18 protein-coding genes are annotated in these 18649 nt (G+C 67.6%); 10 read left to right on the top strand and 8 right to left on the bottom strand.

What is annotated here, in order from left to right:
* Positions 1-135 precede the first annotated feature (135 nt).
* From FBY28_RS13225 to FBY28_RS13215, 3 genes are read left to right on the top strand one after another with little or no spacing between them, the layout of a single operon-like run.
* Positions 136-699, top strand: a complete 564-nt coding sequence (locus FBY28_RS13225) for a hemophore (RefSeq protein WP_141867438.1) — start codon at positions 136-138, stop codon at positions 697-699.
* 19 nt (positions 700-718) lie between these two features.
* Complete coding sequence (locus FBY28_RS13220) at positions 719-1441, top strand: response regulator transcription factor (RefSeq protein WP_141867436.1); 723 nt, start codon at positions 719-721, stop codon at positions 1439-1441.
* A gap of 3 nt (positions 1442-1444) precedes the next feature.
* Entirely contained in the window at positions 1445-2752 is a 1308-nt protein-coding gene (locus FBY28_RS13215) for a sensor histidine kinase (RefSeq protein WP_141867434.1), read from the top strand.
* Positions 2753-2768: 16 nt separating this feature from the next.
* On the opposite strand, the gene FBY28_RS13210 is transcribed toward FBY28_RS13215, so the two are convergent.
* Both FBY28_RS13210 and FBY28_RS13205 read right to left on the bottom strand, forming a co-directional pair.
* Positions 2769-4925: a DNA gyrase subunit A gene (locus tag FBY28_RS13210; protein WP_141867432.1), complete on the bottom strand. Its 2157-nt coding sequence runs from the start codon at positions 4923-4925 to the stop codon at positions 2769-2771.
* Positions 4926-4938: 13 nt separating this feature from the next.
* Positions 4939-6972 carry a toprim domain-containing protein gene (locus tag FBY28_RS13205; protein WP_141867430.1) on the bottom strand — a complete coding sequence of 678 codons (2034 nt, stop codon included), beginning with the start codon at positions 6970-6972 and terminating at the stop codon, positions 4939-4941.
* A gap of 245 nt (positions 6973-7217) precedes the next feature.
* Here FBY28_RS13205 and FBY28_RS13200 point away from each other — a divergent pair, with 245 nt between their 5' ends.
* A complete protein-coding gene (locus FBY28_RS13200; protein ID WP_141867428.1) occupies positions 7218-7658 on the top strand; it encodes a thiol-disulfide oxidoreductase DCC family protein in 441 nt (146 codons plus the stop codon).
* On the opposite strand, the gene FBY28_RS13195 is transcribed toward FBY28_RS13200, so the two are convergent.
* Complete coding sequence (locus FBY28_RS13195; RefSeq protein WP_141867426.1) at positions 7649-8812, bottom strand: NAD(P)/FAD-dependent oxidoreductase; 1164 nt, start codon at positions 8810-8812, stop codon at positions 7649-7651. The two genes, FBY28_RS13200 and FBY28_RS13195, sit on opposite strands and share 10 nt — an antisense overlap.
* 121 nt (positions 8813-8933) lie before the next feature.
* On the opposite strand from FBY28_RS13195, the gene FBY28_RS13190 reads away from it, so the two are divergent.
* Complete coding sequence (locus FBY28_RS13190; protein WP_141867424.1) at positions 8934-10031, top strand: glutamate--cysteine ligase; 1098 nt, start codon at positions 8934-8936, stop codon at positions 10029-10031.
* Here FBY28_RS13190 and FBY28_RS13185 read toward each other — a convergent pair.
* Positions 10028-10624 (bottom strand): TetR/AcrR family transcriptional regulator, encoded by a 597-nt coding sequence (locus FBY28_RS13185; RefSeq protein WP_160145481.1) that lies wholly within the window; start codon positions 10622-10624, stop codon positions 10028-10030. The two genes, FBY28_RS13190 and FBY28_RS13185, sit on opposite strands and share 4 nt — an antisense overlap.
* Positions 10625-10752: 128 nt before the next feature.
* On the opposite strand from FBY28_RS13185, the gene FBY28_RS13180 reads away from it, so the two are divergent.
* Together FBY28_RS13180 and FBY28_RS13175 are read left to right on the top strand one after the other, a co-directional pair.
* Positions 10753-12195, top strand: coding sequence for a serine hydrolase domain-containing protein (locus tag FBY28_RS13180; RefSeq protein ID WP_216847661.1), 1443 nt, complete (start codon positions 10753-10755; stop codon positions 12193-12195).
* A 76-nt stretch (positions 12196-12271) separates the two neighbouring features.
* A complete protein-coding gene (locus tag FBY28_RS13175) occupies positions 12272-12484 on the top strand; it encodes a hypothetical protein (RefSeq protein WP_019514243.1) in 213 nt (70 codons plus the stop codon).
* 158 nt (positions 12485-12642) lie between these two features.
* Here the strand turns inward: FBY28_RS13175 and FBY28_RS13170 are convergent, their stop codons facing one another.
* Positions 12643-12891, bottom strand: a complete 249-nt coding sequence (locus FBY28_RS13170) for a hypothetical protein (RefSeq protein WP_141867420.1) — start codon at positions 12889-12891, stop codon at positions 12643-12645.
* Between the two features lie 175 nt (positions 12892-13066).
* Between FBY28_RS13170 and FBY28_RS13165 the strand changes: the two genes are divergently transcribed.
* The gene (locus FBY28_RS13165) at positions 13067-13438 is read left to right on the top strand and encodes a heme-binding protein (RefSeq protein ID WP_141867418.1); all 372 of its coding nucleotides are present in this window, start codon (positions 13067-13069) and stop codon (positions 13436-13438) included.
* A gap of 47 nt (positions 13439-13485) precedes the next feature.
* On the opposite strand, the gene FBY28_RS13160 is transcribed toward FBY28_RS13165, so the two are convergent.
* Positions 13486-15123, bottom strand: a complete 1638-nt coding sequence (locus FBY28_RS13160) for a cation:proton antiporter domain-containing protein (RefSeq protein ID WP_141867417.1) — start codon at positions 15121-15123, stop codon at positions 13486-13488.
* Between the two features lie 81 nt (positions 15124-15204).
* Positions 15205-15780, bottom strand: a complete 576-nt coding sequence (locus FBY28_RS13155) for a TetR family transcriptional regulator (RefSeq protein ID WP_141867415.1) — start codon at positions 15778-15780, stop codon at positions 15205-15207.
* A 114-nt stretch (positions 15781-15894) separates the two neighbouring features.
* Between FBY28_RS13155 and FBY28_RS13150 the strand changes: the two genes are divergently transcribed.
* Together FBY28_RS13150 and FBY28_RS13145 are read left to right on the top strand one after the other, a co-directional pair.
* Positions 15895-17331, top strand: coding sequence for an MFS transporter (locus FBY28_RS13150; protein ID WP_174241620.1), 1437 nt, complete (start codon positions 15895-15897; stop codon positions 17329-17331).
* Positions 17332-17402: 71 nt separating this feature from the next.
* Entirely contained in the window at positions 17403-17654 is a 252-nt protein-coding gene (locus FBY28_RS13145) for a hypothetical protein (RefSeq protein ID WP_019514249.1), read from the top strand.
* 173 nt (positions 17655-17827) lie between these two features.
* Here the strand turns inward: FBY28_RS13145 and FBY28_RS13140 are convergent, their stop codons facing one another.
* Positions 17828-18205, bottom strand: coding sequence for a heme-binding protein (locus tag FBY28_RS13140; protein WP_019514250.1), 378 nt, complete (start codon positions 18203-18205; stop codon positions 17828-17830).
* Between the last annotated feature and the right edge of the window lie 444 nt (positions 18206-18649).

The following is an 18649-nucleotide window of genomic DNA, read 5'->3' as shown; positions in this document are numbered from 1 at the left end:
TGCTGTGCCGGTTGGCCCGGTGATCGGGCAGATGGCATGATGGCGGCTGGTCGTTCCGGGTCGGGGATACGTGCCTTGTCGAAAGTGGGAGTTCGCAAGCCATGCCAGTGGTGTCCCACCCGAAGGAGATTTCCGATGAATCTGATTCCCAGTGGCTCCGCCGCGCTGCGTCGCGGCCTGTTGGCGACATTCGCTGGCTGCCTGGCCGCCGGTGGTGTGGTGGCTGTCATCTCGGCGCCGGGCGCCGGGGCGGAGACCGATCCGTGTGAGGCGAGCGAGATCGCCAAGACCATCGGTTCGGTGGCCACCTCGATGGGCAACTACCTCGACACCCACCCCGACACCAATCAGGCGTTGACCACGATCGCCGCGCAACCCGCCGGGCCGCAGTCCCTCGCCGCCGCCAAGGCCTACTTCGACGCCAAGCCCGGTGCCGCCAAGGACATGCAGCGCCTGCAGGCACCCCTGGTGCGGTTGTCGACACAGTGCCAGCTGCCGATCTCGCTGCCTCAGGTGCTCGGCCTGATGCAAGCCGTACAGCAGCCGGCCACCGGCCTGACCGGTGCCGGGTCGCCGACGGCCGGATCGTCCTCAGCAGGATCGCCGGTCGCCGGGTTACCCGCCGCCGGGGACGCGGTAAGTCCCGTCGCCCAGGGCACCGGTGCCCTGCCTGGCCCGGTCCTCCGCGCAATCCCGTAGCGCACGCCATAATCCAGGGGTGCGCACCACGCTGGAACACTCCCCGTCCGACAGCACCGGCCGCACGGTGCTGATGGTCGATGACGACCCGGATGTCCGGACCTCGGTAGCGCGCGGGCTGCGGCATTCCGGATTCGATGTGCGGGTGGCCTCCAACGGCCGCGAGGCGTTGCGCATGCTCGCCAGCGAGGCCCATGACGCGCTGGTGCTCGACGTGCAGATGCCCGAACTCGACGGCGTGGCGGTGGTGACGGCGCTGCGGGCGCTCGGCAACGAGATCCCGATCTGTGTGCTCTCGGCCCGCGATACCGTCAACGACCGGATCGCCGGTCTGGAGGCCGGTGCCGATGACTACCTGACCAAGCCGTTCGATCTCGGTGAGCTGGTGGCCCGGTTGCACGCCCTGCTGCGCCGCGCCAGTCACGCCGAACGCGAATCCGATGTGATGATCGTGGGCCCGCTGACCATCGACACCGCCCGCAGGCTGGTCTACGTCGACGGCGAGCGTGCCGATCTGACCAAGCGTGAATTCGATCTGCTCGCGGTGCTGGCCGAGAACGCGGGTGTGGTGCTGTCCCGGCAGCGGCTGCTCGAGCTGGTGTGGGGATACGACTTCGACGTCGACACCAACGTCGCCGATGTGTTCATCTCCTATCTGCGACGCAAGCTGGAGCGCGAGGATCGCCCCCGGGTCATCCACACGGTCCGCGGGATCGGTTACGTGCTGCGGGAGGAGGCGTAGTCCGTGGCTCGGCTGTCACTGCGCACTCGGGTCGCCATCGCCTCCGCCGTCGCGGCGGCCGCCGTCGTCGCCGGTTTCACGGTGCTGACATCACTGGTACTGGCCAACAACGATGCCGCACAACTGGATCGCCGTCTCGATTCGATCGTCGAGGCCAGCATGTTCCCCGAACAGCTGTCCGACCCCAGACGCGGGGTGCTGACCACAGGCCGGTCGCGCTCCACCGGTCAGGTGGTCTTTCAGCGCGGCTTTCAGCTGCCCGCCCTGGCACCGGGCACCGAGACCGTGGAGGTCAACGGTGTCGAGTATCGGGTGCGGACCATCCCGATGGACCAGCAGGGTGGCGGCATCCTGCTGTCGCTGGGCATTCGTGCCGACAGTATTCTGTTGAGCCCCACGAGAATTCCGGTGTATCTCGCGGTCGGCGTGCTCACCGTGCTGGTGGCCGGCGGGTTCGGCTGGCTGTTGGCGGGCCCCGCGGTGCGCCCGCTGCGCAGGCTGACCGAGCAGACGAAATCGTTGGGCAGCGGCGGCGTGCCGAATGTGAAGGGTGCCCGCGAGGCCGAGGAACTCTCCGACGCGATGGCAGGCATGCTGAGCAGGCTGGCCGCCGCGCAGCAGGCCACCACCCGATCCCTGCAGGCTGCACAGGATTTCGCGGCCAATGCCGCCCATGAACTGCGCACACCGTTGACGGCCATGCGTGCGGATCTGGATACGCTGCGCATCCACGACCTGCCCGCCGAGGAGCGTGACGAGGTGGTCGCCGACCTGCTGCGCGCCCAGCGCCGGGTGGAGGCCACCATCACCGCACTCGGACAGCTGGCCTCGGGGCAGCTCGCTCAAGCCGAGGACCGTGAGCTGATCGACGTGACCGACATGCTCGACCGGGTGGTGCGGGAGAACGCGCGAGTGCACCCCACCGTCGACATCACGGTCGCCGATGACGACCACGTCACGGTGTGGGGCTGGTCTGGCGGGCTGCGGCTGGCGGTCGACAATCTGGTGCGCAACGCGGCGACGCACGGTGGTGCCAGCCGGATCACACTGACCTGTAACCGGTTACCCGATCGGTTACAGATCGTCGTCGATGACGACGGCTGCGGTCTGCCCGCCGAGGAGCGCACGGCGGTGCTCGGGCGGTTCTCGCGCGGCAGTACCGCCGCGCCCGGCGGTTCGGGGCTCGGGCTCGCGCTGGTCACCCAGCAGGCCGCGCTGCACGGTGGGCGCCTCGAACTCGGCGACAGCCCGCTGGGCGGCCTGCGCGCCACCCTGACCATCTCCGAACGCGCACCCGACCAGATCACCTAGCGGGTCGGCACCTCGCTCAGGCCGGTGATTCGGCGGGCAGCACGTCGGTGCCGGAACCCTTGTTGGACGCCTTGGCGCGCTTCTCGGCCCGCACCGCGCGCTTGCCTCGCACGTAGCCCGTGGCCGACACCTGTGCCGACAGCAGCGCATGCTCACCCGCGACGAACGGGTGGAAACCGACACCGGCACCGCCACGTCCCTTGACCGGGATATCGGCGACTTCGGTGACCTTCCAGCCCTTTTCCGAGATCGACAGGATGGCCTCGCCGTTCTGGCAGGACAGCGGCAGCGCGGCGATCACCTCGTCCTGCGGTTCACCGTCACCGCCGAGCTTCACCCCGGCCACGCCGTTACCCGCCGCCCCCTGGGGGTTCACCGCGGCGGGATCGATGCGCAGCACCTTTCCGCGCCGCGTCACCAGCGCCAGGTGGTAGCCCTCGCCGAGCACACCGGACCGCAGCAGGCCGGTGATATCCGGTGCGACGGGGATATCCCGGATCTTGAAGGGCAGGCCGTTGCCATTGGTGAACTTCACGCGCCCGTCGGTCCACACCGCCCAGCCGAGACCGGAGGTCAGCAGATCACCGTGGCTGTCCGAGAACACGCCGCGGTCATCGAGACGCCAGGCGGTGTTGACCTTGCGCTCGCGGGGGCCGTCCTCGTCGGAGCCGGCGGTCACCGGCGTGGCCTCGGCGTCGAGCACGGTGCGGCGGTCGAACTCGGGACCCTTGAACAGCTTGGCGGTCTCGACAAGTTCCCTGTCGATGACCTTGCGGCGGGCATCGGGATCGGTGACCAGTTCGGTGAGTTCGGCGAACTCGGCGTCAAGCTTGTCGGCCTCGGCCTGCAGTTCGATGACATCGAGCTTGGTCAGTCGGCGAAGCTGCAGTGCCAGAACGTAATTGGCTTGTTCTTCGTCGATCTCGAAGCGCTTCTGCAGGCCCTGGCGAGCCTCGTCGACCGTCTCGGAATTACGGATCACCGCGACGGCGGCGTCGATGTCGAGGTGGATCTTCATCAGGCCGGCCACCAGGTGGCGGCGGGCGGTGACCTTCTCCAGCCGGTACTCGCTGCGATGCAGCACCACCGAGTCGCGCAGGTGCAGGAAGGCCCCGATCAGTTCGCGGACATTCCACCAGCGCGGCACCCGGTCCTCGTCGAGGGCCACCAGGCTGGCGGCGAAGGTGGACTCCAGCGGGGTCAGGGCCAGCAGCTGATCGCGGATCTGTTCGGCGCTGTACCCGCGTTTGGCGGTGACGACGATGCGCAGGCCGTTGCGGCGGTCGGTGAGGTCCGACATATCGGCCACGCCGGACATCTCGCCGGATTCGACCAGTGCCCGAATGCGTTCCTGCACAGTGTTGCTCGCGACACCGGGCGGTAGCTCGGTGATGACGCAGTTCTTCCCGTCGACGCTGACGGTGCCGCGCACGGTGAGCTGTCCACGCCCGGTGGTGATGTACTCCCGCAGCCCAGCGGTGCCGACAACGGTTGCCCCGCAACCCCAGTCGGGGCCGGGGATCAACTTCATCAGGGTGTCGTCGGTGGTGTTGGGCCTGGCGAGCAGCGCTCGGCACGCGGCCATCACCTCGCGCGGGTTGTGCGCGGGCACCTTGGTGGCCCAGCCCTCCGCGATTCCCATCGCGCCGTTGCACAGCAGCACCGGCCATTGCGCGGGCAGCATGGTGGGCTCGACCCACTCACCGTCGAAGGTCGACACCATCGGCACCGCGTGATCGTCGAGTTCGGCGGTCAGCGCGGCCCCCGGTGCCGACAACCGCATCTCGGTGTAGCGGTCGGCGGCGGGAATATCGCCCTGGATGCGGGGGAAGGCGCCCTGTCCGTCGATCACCTTCACGCGCTGGAATTCGGCGGCCATCAGCGCGGCGGCACCGTACATCGAGGCCCCGCCGTGCGGATGCAGATTGCCGGTCACCGCCGAACAGATCTTCGAGGATTTCTGCGGCTTGTTCCCCGGCAGCAGCCGGGAATCGTGCATTTGGTAGAGCAGGCGGCGCTGACCGGGCTTGAGCCCGTCGAACGCCGAGGGGATGGCGCGGTCGCTGACGCTGTAGAGCGCGAAGGTGAGCTGGTAGTGGTTCCAGTAATCGTCGGCGCTCTGATCGAGCACCAGATCGGGATTCTGCTCTGGTATGTCCAGGGTGGCGGTCACGGTGAGTTTCTTCCTAGGTCAGATCCAGAGCGGCGGTGTCGACACGGGCGGCGACATCGGCCATCCACGTGCGCCGGCCTTCCGGTGGCCCGCCGAACAAGATGTGGTGCAACTTCTTGTCGGCATCGTCGGGATGCAACCGAATGACGGTGCGCCGCTGCGGGTCCAGCACCGTGTTCCAGAAGTCGTCGGCATCCATCTCACCGAGACCCTTGTTGCGCTGCACCTCGACCTTGCGCTTGGACCTGGCCTTCAACTCGGCCACCGCGGCGTCGCGTTCGGACTCGTCCTGGCAGTAGATCCGCTCGGTGCCGTCCTTGACCACGAACAGCGGCGGCAGCGTCACGTAGACCATCCCGGCCGCGACCAGCGGGCGGTAGAAGTCCAGGAACATCGAGATGAGACTGGAGTTGATGTTGCCGCCGTCGGGGTCGGCGTCGGAGGCGAACAGGATGCGGTCATAGCGGCACAGCTCGGGATCGCAGTTGTCGCGCAGTCCACAACCCAGGATCCGCTCGATCGAGTCGAACTCGTCCTTGACCCGTGCCTTGCTGATGGCGAACCCATACACGTTGGGCGGCTTGCCTTTCAGCGGGAAGGCCGCCTGGAAGGTGGCATCGCGGGCGGCCTTGATGGTGCCCAGCGCCGAGTCGCCCTCGCACAGGAACAGCTCGGCACCGGATCCGCGTCCGGTCTCGCGGCTCGGCAGCAGCTTGGGCGGAAGGGACAGATTTGTGCCCAGTCCCTTGGCCTTGGATGCCGCGCGCGAACGCGCCTTGGCGCCCTCGGCGCTGCGCCGGGCCCGCGCCGATTCCAGGGCCAGCTTGGTCCACAGCGAGACGGTGTCGCCGTTGGCCGGATTGGCCGCCCAGATGGTGACGCTGCGGGCCACGTCGGGGGCCATCGCCACGTTGAGTGAACGCGAGGACACCGCGGTCTTGGCCTGGGAATCCCAGGCCACGTCGGGTGCGCGGGTATCGACGGCCAAGGCGGTCACCGCGACGAAATCCTGTGGTTCCGGGCCGTCCTCGCCCTTGGCCAGGCCCAGGTCACGGATCCGGGATGCGCGGTCGGCCAGTGCCTCGGACAGCCCCTTCATGGCGGCCGTCAGATGGGAACCACCGCCGGGGGTGCGCACGGTGTTGCAGAACGCGGCAACGGTGGCCGGTTCGGCCGGGCCCGCGGTCAGCGACCACCGGAACGGTGTCGGCCCCCGCCCCGTGGTGTATTCGCCGCGGCCCTCCACCACGGCGCGCACCGCCGGCGACGGGGTGCCCGCGGCGGTACACATGAGGTCCAGCAGGGTGTCGCTGCCCCACGGGCCGTCGAACGGCTCGAGCAGCGAGGCGGGGATCTCCTCACCGGGCCATCCCTCGTCGACCACGGCCAGGTGCACGCCGGGGGACATCCGCGCCGCGGCGTGGGCGCGCAGCAGCACCTCGCCGATATCGATGCTGGAGTCCGGGACGACGGCCTTGTCGAACAGGATGCGCACCTCGGTGCCGTGCGCATCGGGTCTGCGGTTGCCGACACCGCGCAGCTTCTGGGTGTCGGCCCGGGTGAAGGGTGCGGTGGGGTCGAAATCCTTGCCCTCGAAGGTGCCGGGATATCCGGCGCCGAAGCTCTGCAGATAAGTCTTGCCGGCGCGGCGCACCGTGACGTCGGTGCGGGCGGAGATGAACACCGCTGCCGCGGCGCCGATCCCGTTGAGCCCGGCACCGGTGCTGGTGGCGTCGGTGTGGGCGGAGAACTTGCCGCCGGCGCGCGCGGTGCCGAGCGTCTTGACGATGCCGTTCTTACCGGTCACCGGATCGGAGTCGACGGGAAGTCCGCGGCCGTCATCGGCGACGCTGACCGAACCGTCGGCGTGCAGGGTGATGGTGACCGTCGATCCGCCGTGGCTGGGATCGGCGACCTCTTCGATCGCGTTGTCGACCAATTCCCGCAATGCGGTGTTGAGCACGTCGAGGCCCAGGTTGACCGCCGGCCGCAGACGGGTGTGCTGGACATCATCGAGTTCGGTGATGTCTGCGGCGTTGTAACTCACTGCTCGTTCTCTCCATCGGGGCCGGGTTGCCGGGGAAATCGTAGTCCGCCGACCCGACATCTGAACGCATCCGAGCGGGATGGACGCCGGGCCCGGCCGGCAAAGGTCATGCGTGGTCAGCCAGTGTGAGACCGCGCACAGCCGATCAGGCACCCCTCGCGCGCCGGCATGGTGATCCACATCCGGTTTCTCGGCCGCGGGTGTGGGAACCCGGTGAACATGTCAGGTATCCACCGGAGGACCCGATGAGCACTTCGACCAAATCGAACGCACCTGTGTTGCTCTACGACGGTGTGTGCGGGGTCTGCAACGGCGCCGTGCGCACCATCCTGCGTTTCGACAGTCGCGGAACTCTGCGCTTCGCCGCACTGGACAGCGATTTCGCCAGGGGCGTCATCGCGCGCCACCCCCACCTCGCCGGCCGGGACTCGGTCGTCTTCGTCGGTGACCCGGGCGGGCGCGCCGAGACGGTCAGCACCGAATCGGCGGCGATGCTGGCGGTCGCGGATTACCTCGGCGGGTACTGGAAGCTGGCATCGGCCGCGCGGGTGATCCCGGCGTTCCTGCGGGACCGGTTGTACGCCGCGTTCGCCAAGGTGCGCTATCACGTGGGCGGGCAGTACGACACCTGCCCCATCCCGTCGCCCGCGGTGCGCAGTCGGTTCGTCGACGCCACCTACGGGTGAACCGGGCGGGCGGAGAGTTGTTCGGCCCGCTTGCCGCCGCGCGGCCAGAAGTAACTGCCCGGTTTGCGTGCCTCCTTGGCCAGGAAGTTCAGCGTCCCGGCGCACACGGATTCCTTGATGGTGGCGGCCAGGCGGCCCCCGATGTGCAATCCGATGGCGGTGTCGTCGAAGCGGGACAGCTGGATGGTGCCCGCGTGCCTGCCCAGGCTGATGCATTGACCCACCGACGCCGGGTTGAGCACGCGGGGTTGCCTGCCCTCGATGTGGGCCAGCACGGTGTCGGCGGCCTGCGCCGCCAGCGGCATGGCGAGCTGGCAGCTCATCCGCAACGGCAGCGCCGAGGGTGCGGCCGCGTCTCCGGCCGCGACGATGGACGAATGGCTGACGCTGGTCAGTGTCTCGTCGGTGACCAGACGGCCGAGGGGGTCGGTGGCCAATCCGCTGGTGGCGGCCAGGCTCGGGAGGCCGAACCCGGCGGTCCACACCGTCACCGCGGCGGGCACCTCGCGGCCGTCGGCGAGTGACACGTGATCGGTGGTGACGGCGGCCACCCTGGCGTTCTCCACGACGCCGACACCGAGCTTGTGCAGCCGCGCGGCCACCGAACGACGGCCACCCGCGGCCAGCGACGGCCCGAACGCATCGGTGACGACGGTGACCGCGCGGCCGCTCTCGGCGAACTCGGCGGCCGCCTCGATACCGGTGAGGCCGCCGCCGACGACCACGATCGGTGCCGACGGCGCCAGGTCGGCCATCCTGGTGGCCAATGCGCGAGCGGCCTCCAATTCGCCCAGCGGATAGGCGAATTCGGCCGCCCCCGGTACCGAGGCTGGCACCGCGGCGGTACTGCCGACGGCGTAGATGAGGTGGTCGTATGCCAACGACGATCCGGATGCGAGCCGGATCTTGCGGGCATCGGCGTCGATCTCGTCGGCCGAGTCCACGATCAGCCGCACCCGCGGTGACAACACCGTGGCGTAGTCCGCGACGGCGTCGTCGTTACCGGCCACCAGCTGGTGCAGCCGGATGCGTTCGACGAACTCCGGACGCGGATTGACCAGCGCGACGTCGACATCGGCCCGTCGGAGCACTCTGTTGGCGGCCAGCACACCGGCGTATCCGCCGCCGATGACAACGATCTGGGTGGTAGGCATCGCGCATCCCTTTCCTCGATGAGATACCTCGACAGTGACATCCGGATCGGGCCGCGCGGACCACGGAAAACCCGTAGTCGGTGTTTCCGGTTCCCGGTTCGAGGGCACCTGAGGTCTCACCATGACCAGTCACCCAACATTTGGCGTCGAGGAGGAATTCCTCCTGATAGATCCGCACTCGGGGGCGCCGCTGCCGGTCAACCGTGAGGTCGCCGAGCACGCCGAGCGTCGCGGTGTCGACCTACAACTCGAACTGACCAGCTGCCAGGTCGAGACCGCCACGAAGGTCTGTGACGATCCCGCGGACTTGCGGTCGCAGTTGCGCAGGCTGCGGCGCGGGGCCGCCGATGCGGCCGACGCCGCCGGCGCCCGGTTGTTGGCCGTCGGGCTGCCGCCGACCCTGCCCGAGCACTTCCCGGTCACCGATACGCCGCGGTACCGGCAGATCGCATCCCGGTTCGGGATGATCGCCCGAGAGCAGGGGATCAGCGGTTGCCATGTGCACGTGGCGGTTCCGGATCGTGATGCCGCGATCCGGGTGAGCAACCGATTGCGTCGCTGGCTGCCGTTGCTGTTGGCGCTCACCGCCAATTCGGCGATCTACCGCAACGCCGACAGCGGGCACGCGAGTTGGCGTCACATCCTGTGGTCGCGCTGGCCCAGCGCAGGCCCGACGCCGTATTTCGCATCGGCCGATGACTACGACGGTGCGGTGCAGATGATGGTGGAATCCGGAGCGATGCTCGACGACGGGATGGTCTATTGGGATGTCAGACCGTCGGCGAACTTCCCCACCGTCGAGGTGCGGGTGGCCGATGTGCCGGCGACCGTCGCCGAGACGGTGTTACACGCCGCGCTGATCAGGGCGGCGGTGATGACCGCCCTCGACGACGACGGCCGCGGCACCCCGGTGGTGCAGTTTTCGGGGCATGAGCTGAACGCGGCGTACTGGCGGTCGGCGCACGACGGTTTGGCCGGTGAGGCGGTCGACCTCGGGGGACACGGCTGCGCACCGGCGATCGATCTACTCAGGTCGATGGTCGATCACCTCGCGCCCGCACTGCGTACCGTCGGCGATCTCGAATTCGTGGCAGACGAATTGGAACGGGTCTACGGCGTAGGCAACGGCGCGATGCGCCAACAGGCCGCGTGGCGGCGCCGCGGAGAGATCGCCGATGTGTTGGATGACGCGGCCGCCGCAACCGTGCAGGGATGTTAGGCGCCGAACAGTCGCTGCGCCAACGCCACCAGGGGTGCATGCAGTGACCGGACGTCGCCGGAGTCGCTGTCGGCCAACTCGTGGGTCGCCAACGAGGCGATCGCCGCGACCAGGGCGCGGCACGCGAACCGGCCTTCGTCGTCGTCGATCCCGAATACCTCCTGCACGCTGTCGACCGTGCGCTGCTGCAAGCGCATCCGGGCGTGCAGGGCTTCGGGCCCCGCGGCATATACCTCGACGAGGTAGACGCGCGCCATCGCCGGGTCGCGAGACAGGGTGTCCAGATAGTTCGTCAGGACCGCGCTGAACACATCCAAGGGGGTCGACTTCTCCGGCAGTGTGCCGGCGGCGAGGCTGACCCGGTCGTGGATGCGTGCGTAGGCATCGAGGAAGCAGGCCTGCTTGCTGTCGTAGTGCTCGTAGAAGGTCTGCTTGGACACCCGGGCCCGCTCGGATATGTCGGTGACCGTGGTGCCCGCAAAACCCTTGTCCTGCAACACTTCGCCAAGCGCGGCGATCATCCGGCGGCGCTGGTCGGCGGCGACCTCTTCGCGCGTCAGACGGTGCCGTCCCGGCGGCAACTTGGCAGCCACTGTGCACCCCCCGGCACTCCACATGCCTCAATTGTGTACGTAATCGTTTATGATGCTACGTGCAGCAGTCGGCGTCGAGGGGTCGCCGACTCTGCGTCAACCGTTTCCCGACAGGTCGTGGTCCATCGATGGCGAACCTTGTCCCGCTCTGCCGCGTCGTGGCCACCATCGGCATCGTGTGCGCCATCGTGGCAGTCTCCGCCTGTGGCCACCAGGATCGCCCGCGGTCGGCCGACACGTCCTCGTCGGCCACGTCCTCGTCTGCCTCGTCTTCCGTCGACTCGCCTGCGCCCGGCGAGACCGAAAATCCGAGCCCACCACCCGCTCCCATTGCGCCCGCCGCCTTCTCCGCACTGAGCGGGGCGGTCGAGGAGGCGATCGCCGCGCACCGGCTACCGGGCGCGGTGGTTCAGGTGGGGCACGGCGGCACCGTGGTCTTCCGCCGTGCCTTCGGTGACCGGAGGCTGGCCGGCGAACCGGGTCTGGACGGGATCCCGGCGCCCGCGGAGCCGATGACCACCGACACCCTCTTCGATCTGGCCTCGCTGACAAAGAGCCTGGCCACGGCCACGGCCGTCATGCAACTACGCGAGCAGGGCAGGGTGGACCTCGACGAACCGGTGCAGACCTATCTGCCAGGGTTCAACCCGACCGGTGATCCGCGCCGCGCGCTGGTGACCGTGCGGATGCTGCTCACCCACTCCTCGGGTATCGCGGGGGACCTGAGCCTGGACGGTCCCTGGGGGCTGGAGAAACCGGACAAGCCCGAGGGTCTCCGCAGGGCTCAGGGCGCGTGGGTGGTGACCGAACCCGGCCAAGGCTTCCATTACTCGGATATCGGCTTCATCCTGCTCGGGGCGATCGTCGAGAAGTTGACCGGTCGCGATATCGACGAGCAGGCCGACTCTGCGGTTTTCGCGCCGCTGGCCATGGCCGACACCCGCTACCTACCCATCGCGAAGGCCTGTGGGCCGCACGGTGTGCGCGGCGGCGCTGTGGTGGCAGAACCGGACGGCCCCCGAGCGCAGCGGTGTGCGCCAGGGACCTGGTCGACCGACCTGCTGGCGCGTATCGCACCGACCTCGCACGATGGGGACACCCCGGGACGCAACCCCGACTTCGGGTACCTGCTGCGCGGCACCGTCCATGACCCGACCGCCCGCCGGATGGGCGGCGCGACGGGCAATGCCGGTGTCTTCACCACCGCTACCGATGTCGGCCGGTTCGCCCAAGCCCTGCTCGACCGGCTGGCCGGCCGTGGAAGTCCGTTCCCGTTGACACGGGCGTCGGCGGAATTCATGACGCGTGGCCAGGAGCTGCCCGACGGAAATGTGCGCGCCCTCGGCTGGGATGTCGACACCGCGTATTCCGCACCGCGCGGGTCGCTGCTGCCCGTCGGCAGTTTCGGTCACACCGGCTTCACGGGTACCTCGTTGTGGATCGATCCCGGCTCGGACACCTACATCGTCGTGCTGGCCAACGTCATCCATCAGCCGGGCGGTCCGCCCATCGGATCGCTCGCCGGCCGGATCGCCACCGAGGCGGCGCGTGCTCTACATCTCTATGGCTGACGGCGGGAATCAAATCGCCCGCGGGTGCTGTTGAAGCGGATATCGGAACAGCAGTCACAAGAAAGAGGCGAGACCGATGAAGAAGATCGGATTGGCGGGCATGATCGCCGGAGCATTCACCGCAGCGGTCGTCGGACTGGCGGGTCCCGCACAGGCGCAGGCACCCCTGGACATGGTGCCGCAGACCGACGGTATCTACTACCCGGACAACAACGACTACTACCCGTGGTTCAACCAGCTCTACCCGACGGTCAAGGTGCCCCAGGTCGACACCTCCGTTCGGCACTGACTTCAGCACAGCACATACAGCGAGGGCGCCCGCAATGCGGGCGCCCTCGCTGTATGTGGCGACCGGCGCGGCATCTTCCCTTCCGCCAATGAAATTCGAGCCATCGGACAGCGCGGCGGAGAGGCCCGATCTGCACAGAAGCGTGCTGTCCGGGCGGTTCAGAGTATTCCGATACCTCCACTCCAGGGCCACATTCCGAACTGGGTCTGACCCAGCTCGCCCGGGGAACTGGTGAGCTGAGCATCACCGGGACTCTGGCATACCGTCGACGATCCGGAGACGATGTTGCCCGCGTTGGTGCAGGACGGTATGTCGGGCTCATCGGCTGCCGCCAATGGCGCGACCAAGACGGGTCCGCAGATACCGGTTGCGGTGAGCAGGGCGGCGATGGCCAAGCGAGCCTTCATATCTCATACCTTTCCTCGGTGCAGCGATCATAGGTCGCGATAGCGAACCGGCACGGCGCCTGGCGAAATCAGCCAGCGTGTGTGAAGGAATCCTGCAGTCTTCTGCCAGGTTCCTGTTCTGCCACGGTGGCCTACAGTAGCGCTGAGAGGTCGTCAATTGTGATAGGAGACAACAGTGTTGAATGCCACGCGCCGTCTTGCGATCGGAGCCTTGGGTGCTGCCGCCATTGCTGGTGTGGCGGCAGCCCCGCCTGCCATGGCCGAGCCTCCGCACGCGCCCGACCACTGCACCGCGGCGGACCTCGCCGGCATTGCGTCCGGGGTGTCTGCTTCGACGTCGGCCTACCTGTTCACCCACCAACAGGCCAACGACTTCTTCACCAGTCTGCATCCGTTGCCCGATGAGCAGAAGCAGGCAAAGGTCGATGCCTTCTTCGCCGCGAACCCGCAGATGGCTGCTGAGCTCAAAGGAATACGTAAACCACTGCAGGAAGCCAAGATTCGATGCGGAGATACCAACGGCGACGGTGTCGTGGACATTCTCTAGCCGATGATTCGGCCGGATGATGTGCACTGTCGGCCTTCGGTATGGCTTCAGCGCGGTTTCTGGTCCTCGACGGCTTCGGGTTCTGGGTCGAGATCTGGATCGACCGTCGCCGGGGCGGGGCCACCACCCACCTGATCGGCCAGCTCCAGTCCGGCGCCGGCATAGACGTTGAAGGCGATCTCGACGCCCTGCTCCTTGGCCCACGCCACCTCGTCGTCGTAGCGGGCCACCGCGGCAACGGTGCCGCTGAAACCGGACTCGCGCAGGCAGTCGAGTGCGGTGACGTTGGCGCCGTGCCGAGGCATGGCCAGGATGGCGATGCGCGCCGATTCCGAATGCCGCAGCCGGTGCCAGAAGTCCAGGTCGGTGGCATCACCCTCGACGACCCGCAGCCCATCCTCGGCGAGCCGCTGGATGCGACGCCCGTCGTAGTCGACACCGACCACCCGCAAGCCGTAGTGATCGGTAAGGCGTTGATAGGCGGCGAACCCGACGCGACCCATGCCGATCACCACGACCTCGGCGTCGCCGGCATCGACCGGGCGCTCCTCGGGCTGCAGTTTCTGTTCGTCCTGGGCGGGCAGCCGGGCGGCGATCTTCTCCACCATCAGGTGCCCGCGACCGTTCACCAAGGCTGAGACCACGAAGCTCAGCGCCACCGCGATGGACATCTCCACGAGCCAGGCGGGCGCCAGCATGCCTGCCGAGACGCCGACCGACACCACGATGAGCCCGAACTCGGAGTAGTTCATCAGGCTGAGGCCGGCCAGCAGCGAGGTGCGGTGCCGCAGCCGCATCAGCGACAGCAGGGCGACGTACCAGCCTGCCTTGAACGGCAGCAGCAGCACCATGAGCATCGCCACGCCGATGGTCGGGAGATCGGGAAGTCCGGTCAGCCCGATCGACACGAAGAATCCGACCAGCAGCAGCTCCTTGATGTGGAACAGCGAACGGGCCAGTTCCGAGGATGCCGAATGCGATGCCAACAGGACGCCGATGATCAACGCACCCAGGTCACCCTTGAGGCCGACGGCCGAGAACAGGGCGTAGCCGGGGACGAAGGCCATCACGATGCCGAACAGCGACTGCATCTCGCCGTGCCCGAGCCGGGTCCAGATCTTGCGCAGCACCCGCGTCAGCGGCCACAGGCCGACCAGCGCCAATGCCCACGGGCTGGGCAGGTGACCACTGGTCGCGGTCAGGAACACCACCGCGACGATGTCCTGCATGACCAGGATGCCGATCGCGACGCGGCCGTACAGCGCGTGGGATTCACCGCGCTCCTCCAGCACCTTGACCACGAAAACGGTGCTGGAGAAGGACAGTGCGAAGGCCAGCAGCGCGATGGTCTGCAGGCTCTGCCCGGTCAGCATGGACATCCCGGCCACGGCCGCCAGCCAGAGTGCGGCACCGCCGAACACGACGCTGATCAGCATGTGCACCGATGTGGTCAGCCACACCTCGCGGCGGAGCAGGATCCGCACGTCGAGCTTCAGCCCGATGGCGAACAGCAGCAGGGTGACGCCCAGATCGGCCAGGATCTCCAACTGCGGAATGTGCTCCACGTCGAGGGCATTGATGACAAAACCGGCTGCCAGGAATCCGACCAGCGGGGGAAGCCGGAAGGCCATGGCGAGTCCGCCCAGCCCGAACGTCACGACGAGGTAGATGGCGACAGTCGTCATGGGCGGCTCGGATCCTCCGGAAAGCTCGTCGTGGCGGGCGAGTGCTCAGTATCGCGGCAACGGGCTCAGATCTCTCACCGGTTATGGTGCCGAGCCGAGGTGGGCGAACACCGTGTCGACGGATTCGGCCATGGTGCGCGCCGTACCCGCCGCCCATCGGCGCCACGCGAGATCGAGGCAGGCCAGGGCGGCGGCGATGACCGGCCGGGCCGCCTCGGGCGTGTCGATGCGGGCGGCCAGCACCGGGGTGAGCGCGTCCTCGTAGGCGAAACGACGCTGCGCCATCCTGGTGCGCAGTGACACGGTGGCGTTGATCATCTGCACCCGCGAGCGCTCCAGCTCGGAGTGCTCGTCGATATGGGTCAGCGCGTCGGTGAAGGCCCGCTGTATCAGCTGCCACGGGGTTTCATCGGCCCTGGCGGGGAGATCCCGCAAAGCGGCGACGTAGTCGATCGAGGACGCCTCGATGGCCGCCAGGACGGCGTCCTCCTTGGACCCGAAGTACCGGAAGAAGGTGGCCCTGGAGATGCCGACCTCGCCGGCGGCCTCTTCGACCGTCACCGCATCGAAGCCCCGACGGGCGAACAGCTCGCTCATCGCCTGCGCGATCTCGGTGCGCAGGGCTAGCCGTGCGCGCTCCCGTACTCCGGCGGCCATGGGGCAAGACTAACGCAACTGATGCGGAATATCAGAAGAGAAACTGCGGCTTCAACTTGATACTCAGTCTCACGCGACGGTAGCGTGACTCGGGCCAGGTGAGGGAGGACGTTGATGACAGTCGATACCCGGGCAGCGGTCGACACTCCGCCCGGTCCGCCGGTGCCCGGTGCGCGCAGCGGGCCGGTCGTCGGGGCGCTGGCCTTTGCCGGGATGACGGCGGCCTTCACCCAGACCATCCTCATCCCGATCCAGGGTGAGTTGCCGCAGCTGCTCGACGCGTCCAGCGGCCAGACCGCGTGGGTCATCACCATCACCCTGCTGGTCGCCGCCATCTGCACGCCGATCTCCGGGAAGCTCGGCGATATGTACGGCAAGCGCCGAATCGCGCTGAGCCTGCTCGGTGTCCTGATGTTCGGTTCGGTCGTCGCTGCACTGTCCTCGACGGTGGTTCCGCTGATCGTCGGTAGGGGATTGCAGGGTGTCGGCATGGGCGTCATCCCGCTCGGTATCGCCATCCTGCGCGATACCCTCCCGGCCGAGCGGCTCGGCTCGGGTATCGCCCTGGTCAGCGCCACACTCGGCGTCGGTGGCGCACTCGGGCTGCCGATCAGCGCCTTCGTCACCGAGCACTTCGACTGGCATGTGCTGTTCTGGCTCGCCGCCGGCCTCGGCGCGATCGCTTTCACCCTGATGTGGACCCTGGTGCCCGCGAGCGGGATACGAGCAGGTGGCCGCGTCGACGGGATCGGCATCCTTGGGTTGGCGATCGGGCTGTCCGGTGTGCTGCTTGCCATTTCGCAGGGCAACCAGTGGGGATGGACATCGCCATCGACACTGGGGTCCCTGGTCGGCGGCATGATCGTCCTGCTGATCTGGGGATGGCTGGAGCTGCGCGTCCGGGAACCGCTGGTGGATCTGCGGGTCAGCGCCCGCGCCCCGGTCCTGCTGACCAACCTGGCCTCGATCGCCATGGGCTTCGCGCTGTTCTCTTCGCAGATCGCCTTTCCCCAACTCCTTGAGTTGCCGGTCGAAGCGGGCGGGCTGGGCATGCCGCTGCTGCAGGCGAGCCTGTATCTGATGCCGGCCGGTCTCGCGATGCTGGCGATGTCCCCCATCTCGGGTCGACTGATCGCGCTGTGGGGACCCAAACCGCTGTTGATCGCCGGCGCGGCGATCATGGGTTCCGGTTATGTGGTGGCGGTGCTCTCCGATCTGCATGCCGGGCACATCCTCGTCATCAACATCCTCATCGGCATCGGAATAGGGCTCGGCTATGCCGCCATGCCGACGCTGATCATGCGGGCGGTCCCGGCATCGGAAACCGGTGCTGCCAACGGGCTCAACACCCTGATGCGTTCGCTCGGTACGGCCACCGCCGCCGCCGTGATCGCCGCGGTGCTCACCCGATCGGCGGAAGTGGTGCAGGGCGTGCCGGTTCCGAGCGCCACGGGATTCCACGCGGCCTTCCTCTTCGGCCTCGGTGCCGCCGCGCTGTGCACGGTGATCGCGGTTTTCATCCCGCGCTCCCGGCCGGTCACCGATGAATGAACCTTGTTGTACACAGCCCCGATTCCTGACGATTCGCTGTACGCTTTCATCTATCCGATGAAAGGACCCTTGTGATCACGTCACGTTTGACCGTTGCTGCCCTGCTCGCCGGCGCAGGTGCTGTCGGCGCAATCATGGCCGCCCCGATGGCATCTGCCGAACCCAGCTGCACGCAGGCCGGCAGCATCGTCTCCGGATCCAGCACCGTGTGCCAGACCCCGGGCAACGCTCAGATCACCAGCTCGCCCGGCGAGCTCGGCGAGACCCAGTGGGGCATGTGGCCCTGGGGCTACGGTGGCTACGGGGGCATCGGGATTCTCTGACCCCAGTTTTCGGCGAGCGCCGGCATCCGCGTCATGCGGCTGCCGGCGCTTGTTTTTTCGTCGGCATGCGCCCACCGAAACGCCGAAACCCGGATGGCGCGTGCGGCGCTCATCCGGGTTTCGGCGTTCGGTGCCCCGTCGGGCGGTGCCCTGTGACGGAGATCCGCTGGGGGTCAGAGAATATCGACGTCCCCGTCGCTGTCGACATCGCCGCAACGAAGGCGGACATCCTGCAACGGCTTGCGAATGTTCTTGAGCTCCGCGCCGATCTGCGGGTTGGCGTTGAAGTAATCGTTGACCTTCTGCTCGATCTGGTCGTGCGGCAGACCGTGCAGGCTGGTGAAGAATTCGTTCACCTGGGGGCGGGTGAACAGGTAGGCCGACGTCGCCGCCGACACACCGGATTGCACGCCCGCCAGGTCGGCTGCCGTGCAGTTCGGCGGCGGGACGGGCTCGGCGAATGCCGAGGGGGCGGCACCGAGCAGTGCCGCGCCGGTGACCGCGCCGGCTCCCAAGATTCCGACTACCGCACGACGGGCATTGAGCAACATTGATCGGCTCCTTTATAGATCCGTGGTCAGGACGTGACGACGCGCCAGTGTGATGCTGGCCTTCACAGCTAATCAGATTTTCGGTGCAGTTTCTCGACTTGGGTCACACCGGTGGGCTGCGTCGGAAGGGTCGTCAGCGGCAGGCCCGCCGTTGGGGGTGCGGACCTGCGGTACGGGGCTCGACCAATTTGACGTATGTGACTATTTGCTGGCAGATGACATCGCCTTGGTTTGCTCAGGATATTCACAGGGATGGCATTGCTCAATAGTTGCGAATGCAAAATTTGTTTCTCATAACGCTACTTCGGTATCGGAATCACCCCTACAGTCTGGGAGGCCGAACAACGCCTGGTACATCGGAGTTCGGCCGACGGCATCACGGGATCGTGGGCGCAGGGGAGGCGCGCGCGAATCCCGACTGACACGGGGGCACGGAACGAGCTT

The sequence above is a fragment of the Arthrobacter sp. SLBN-53 genome (assembly GCF_006715585.1).
In the GTDB taxonomy this organism is placed as follows: Bacteria; Actinomycetota; Actinomycetes; order Mycobacteriales; family Mycobacteriaceae; genus Mycobacterium; species Mycobacterium neoaurum_A.
Note: the sequence above shows the minus strand (reverse complement) of the source record. Positions and strands in the feature narration are given on the sequence as shown.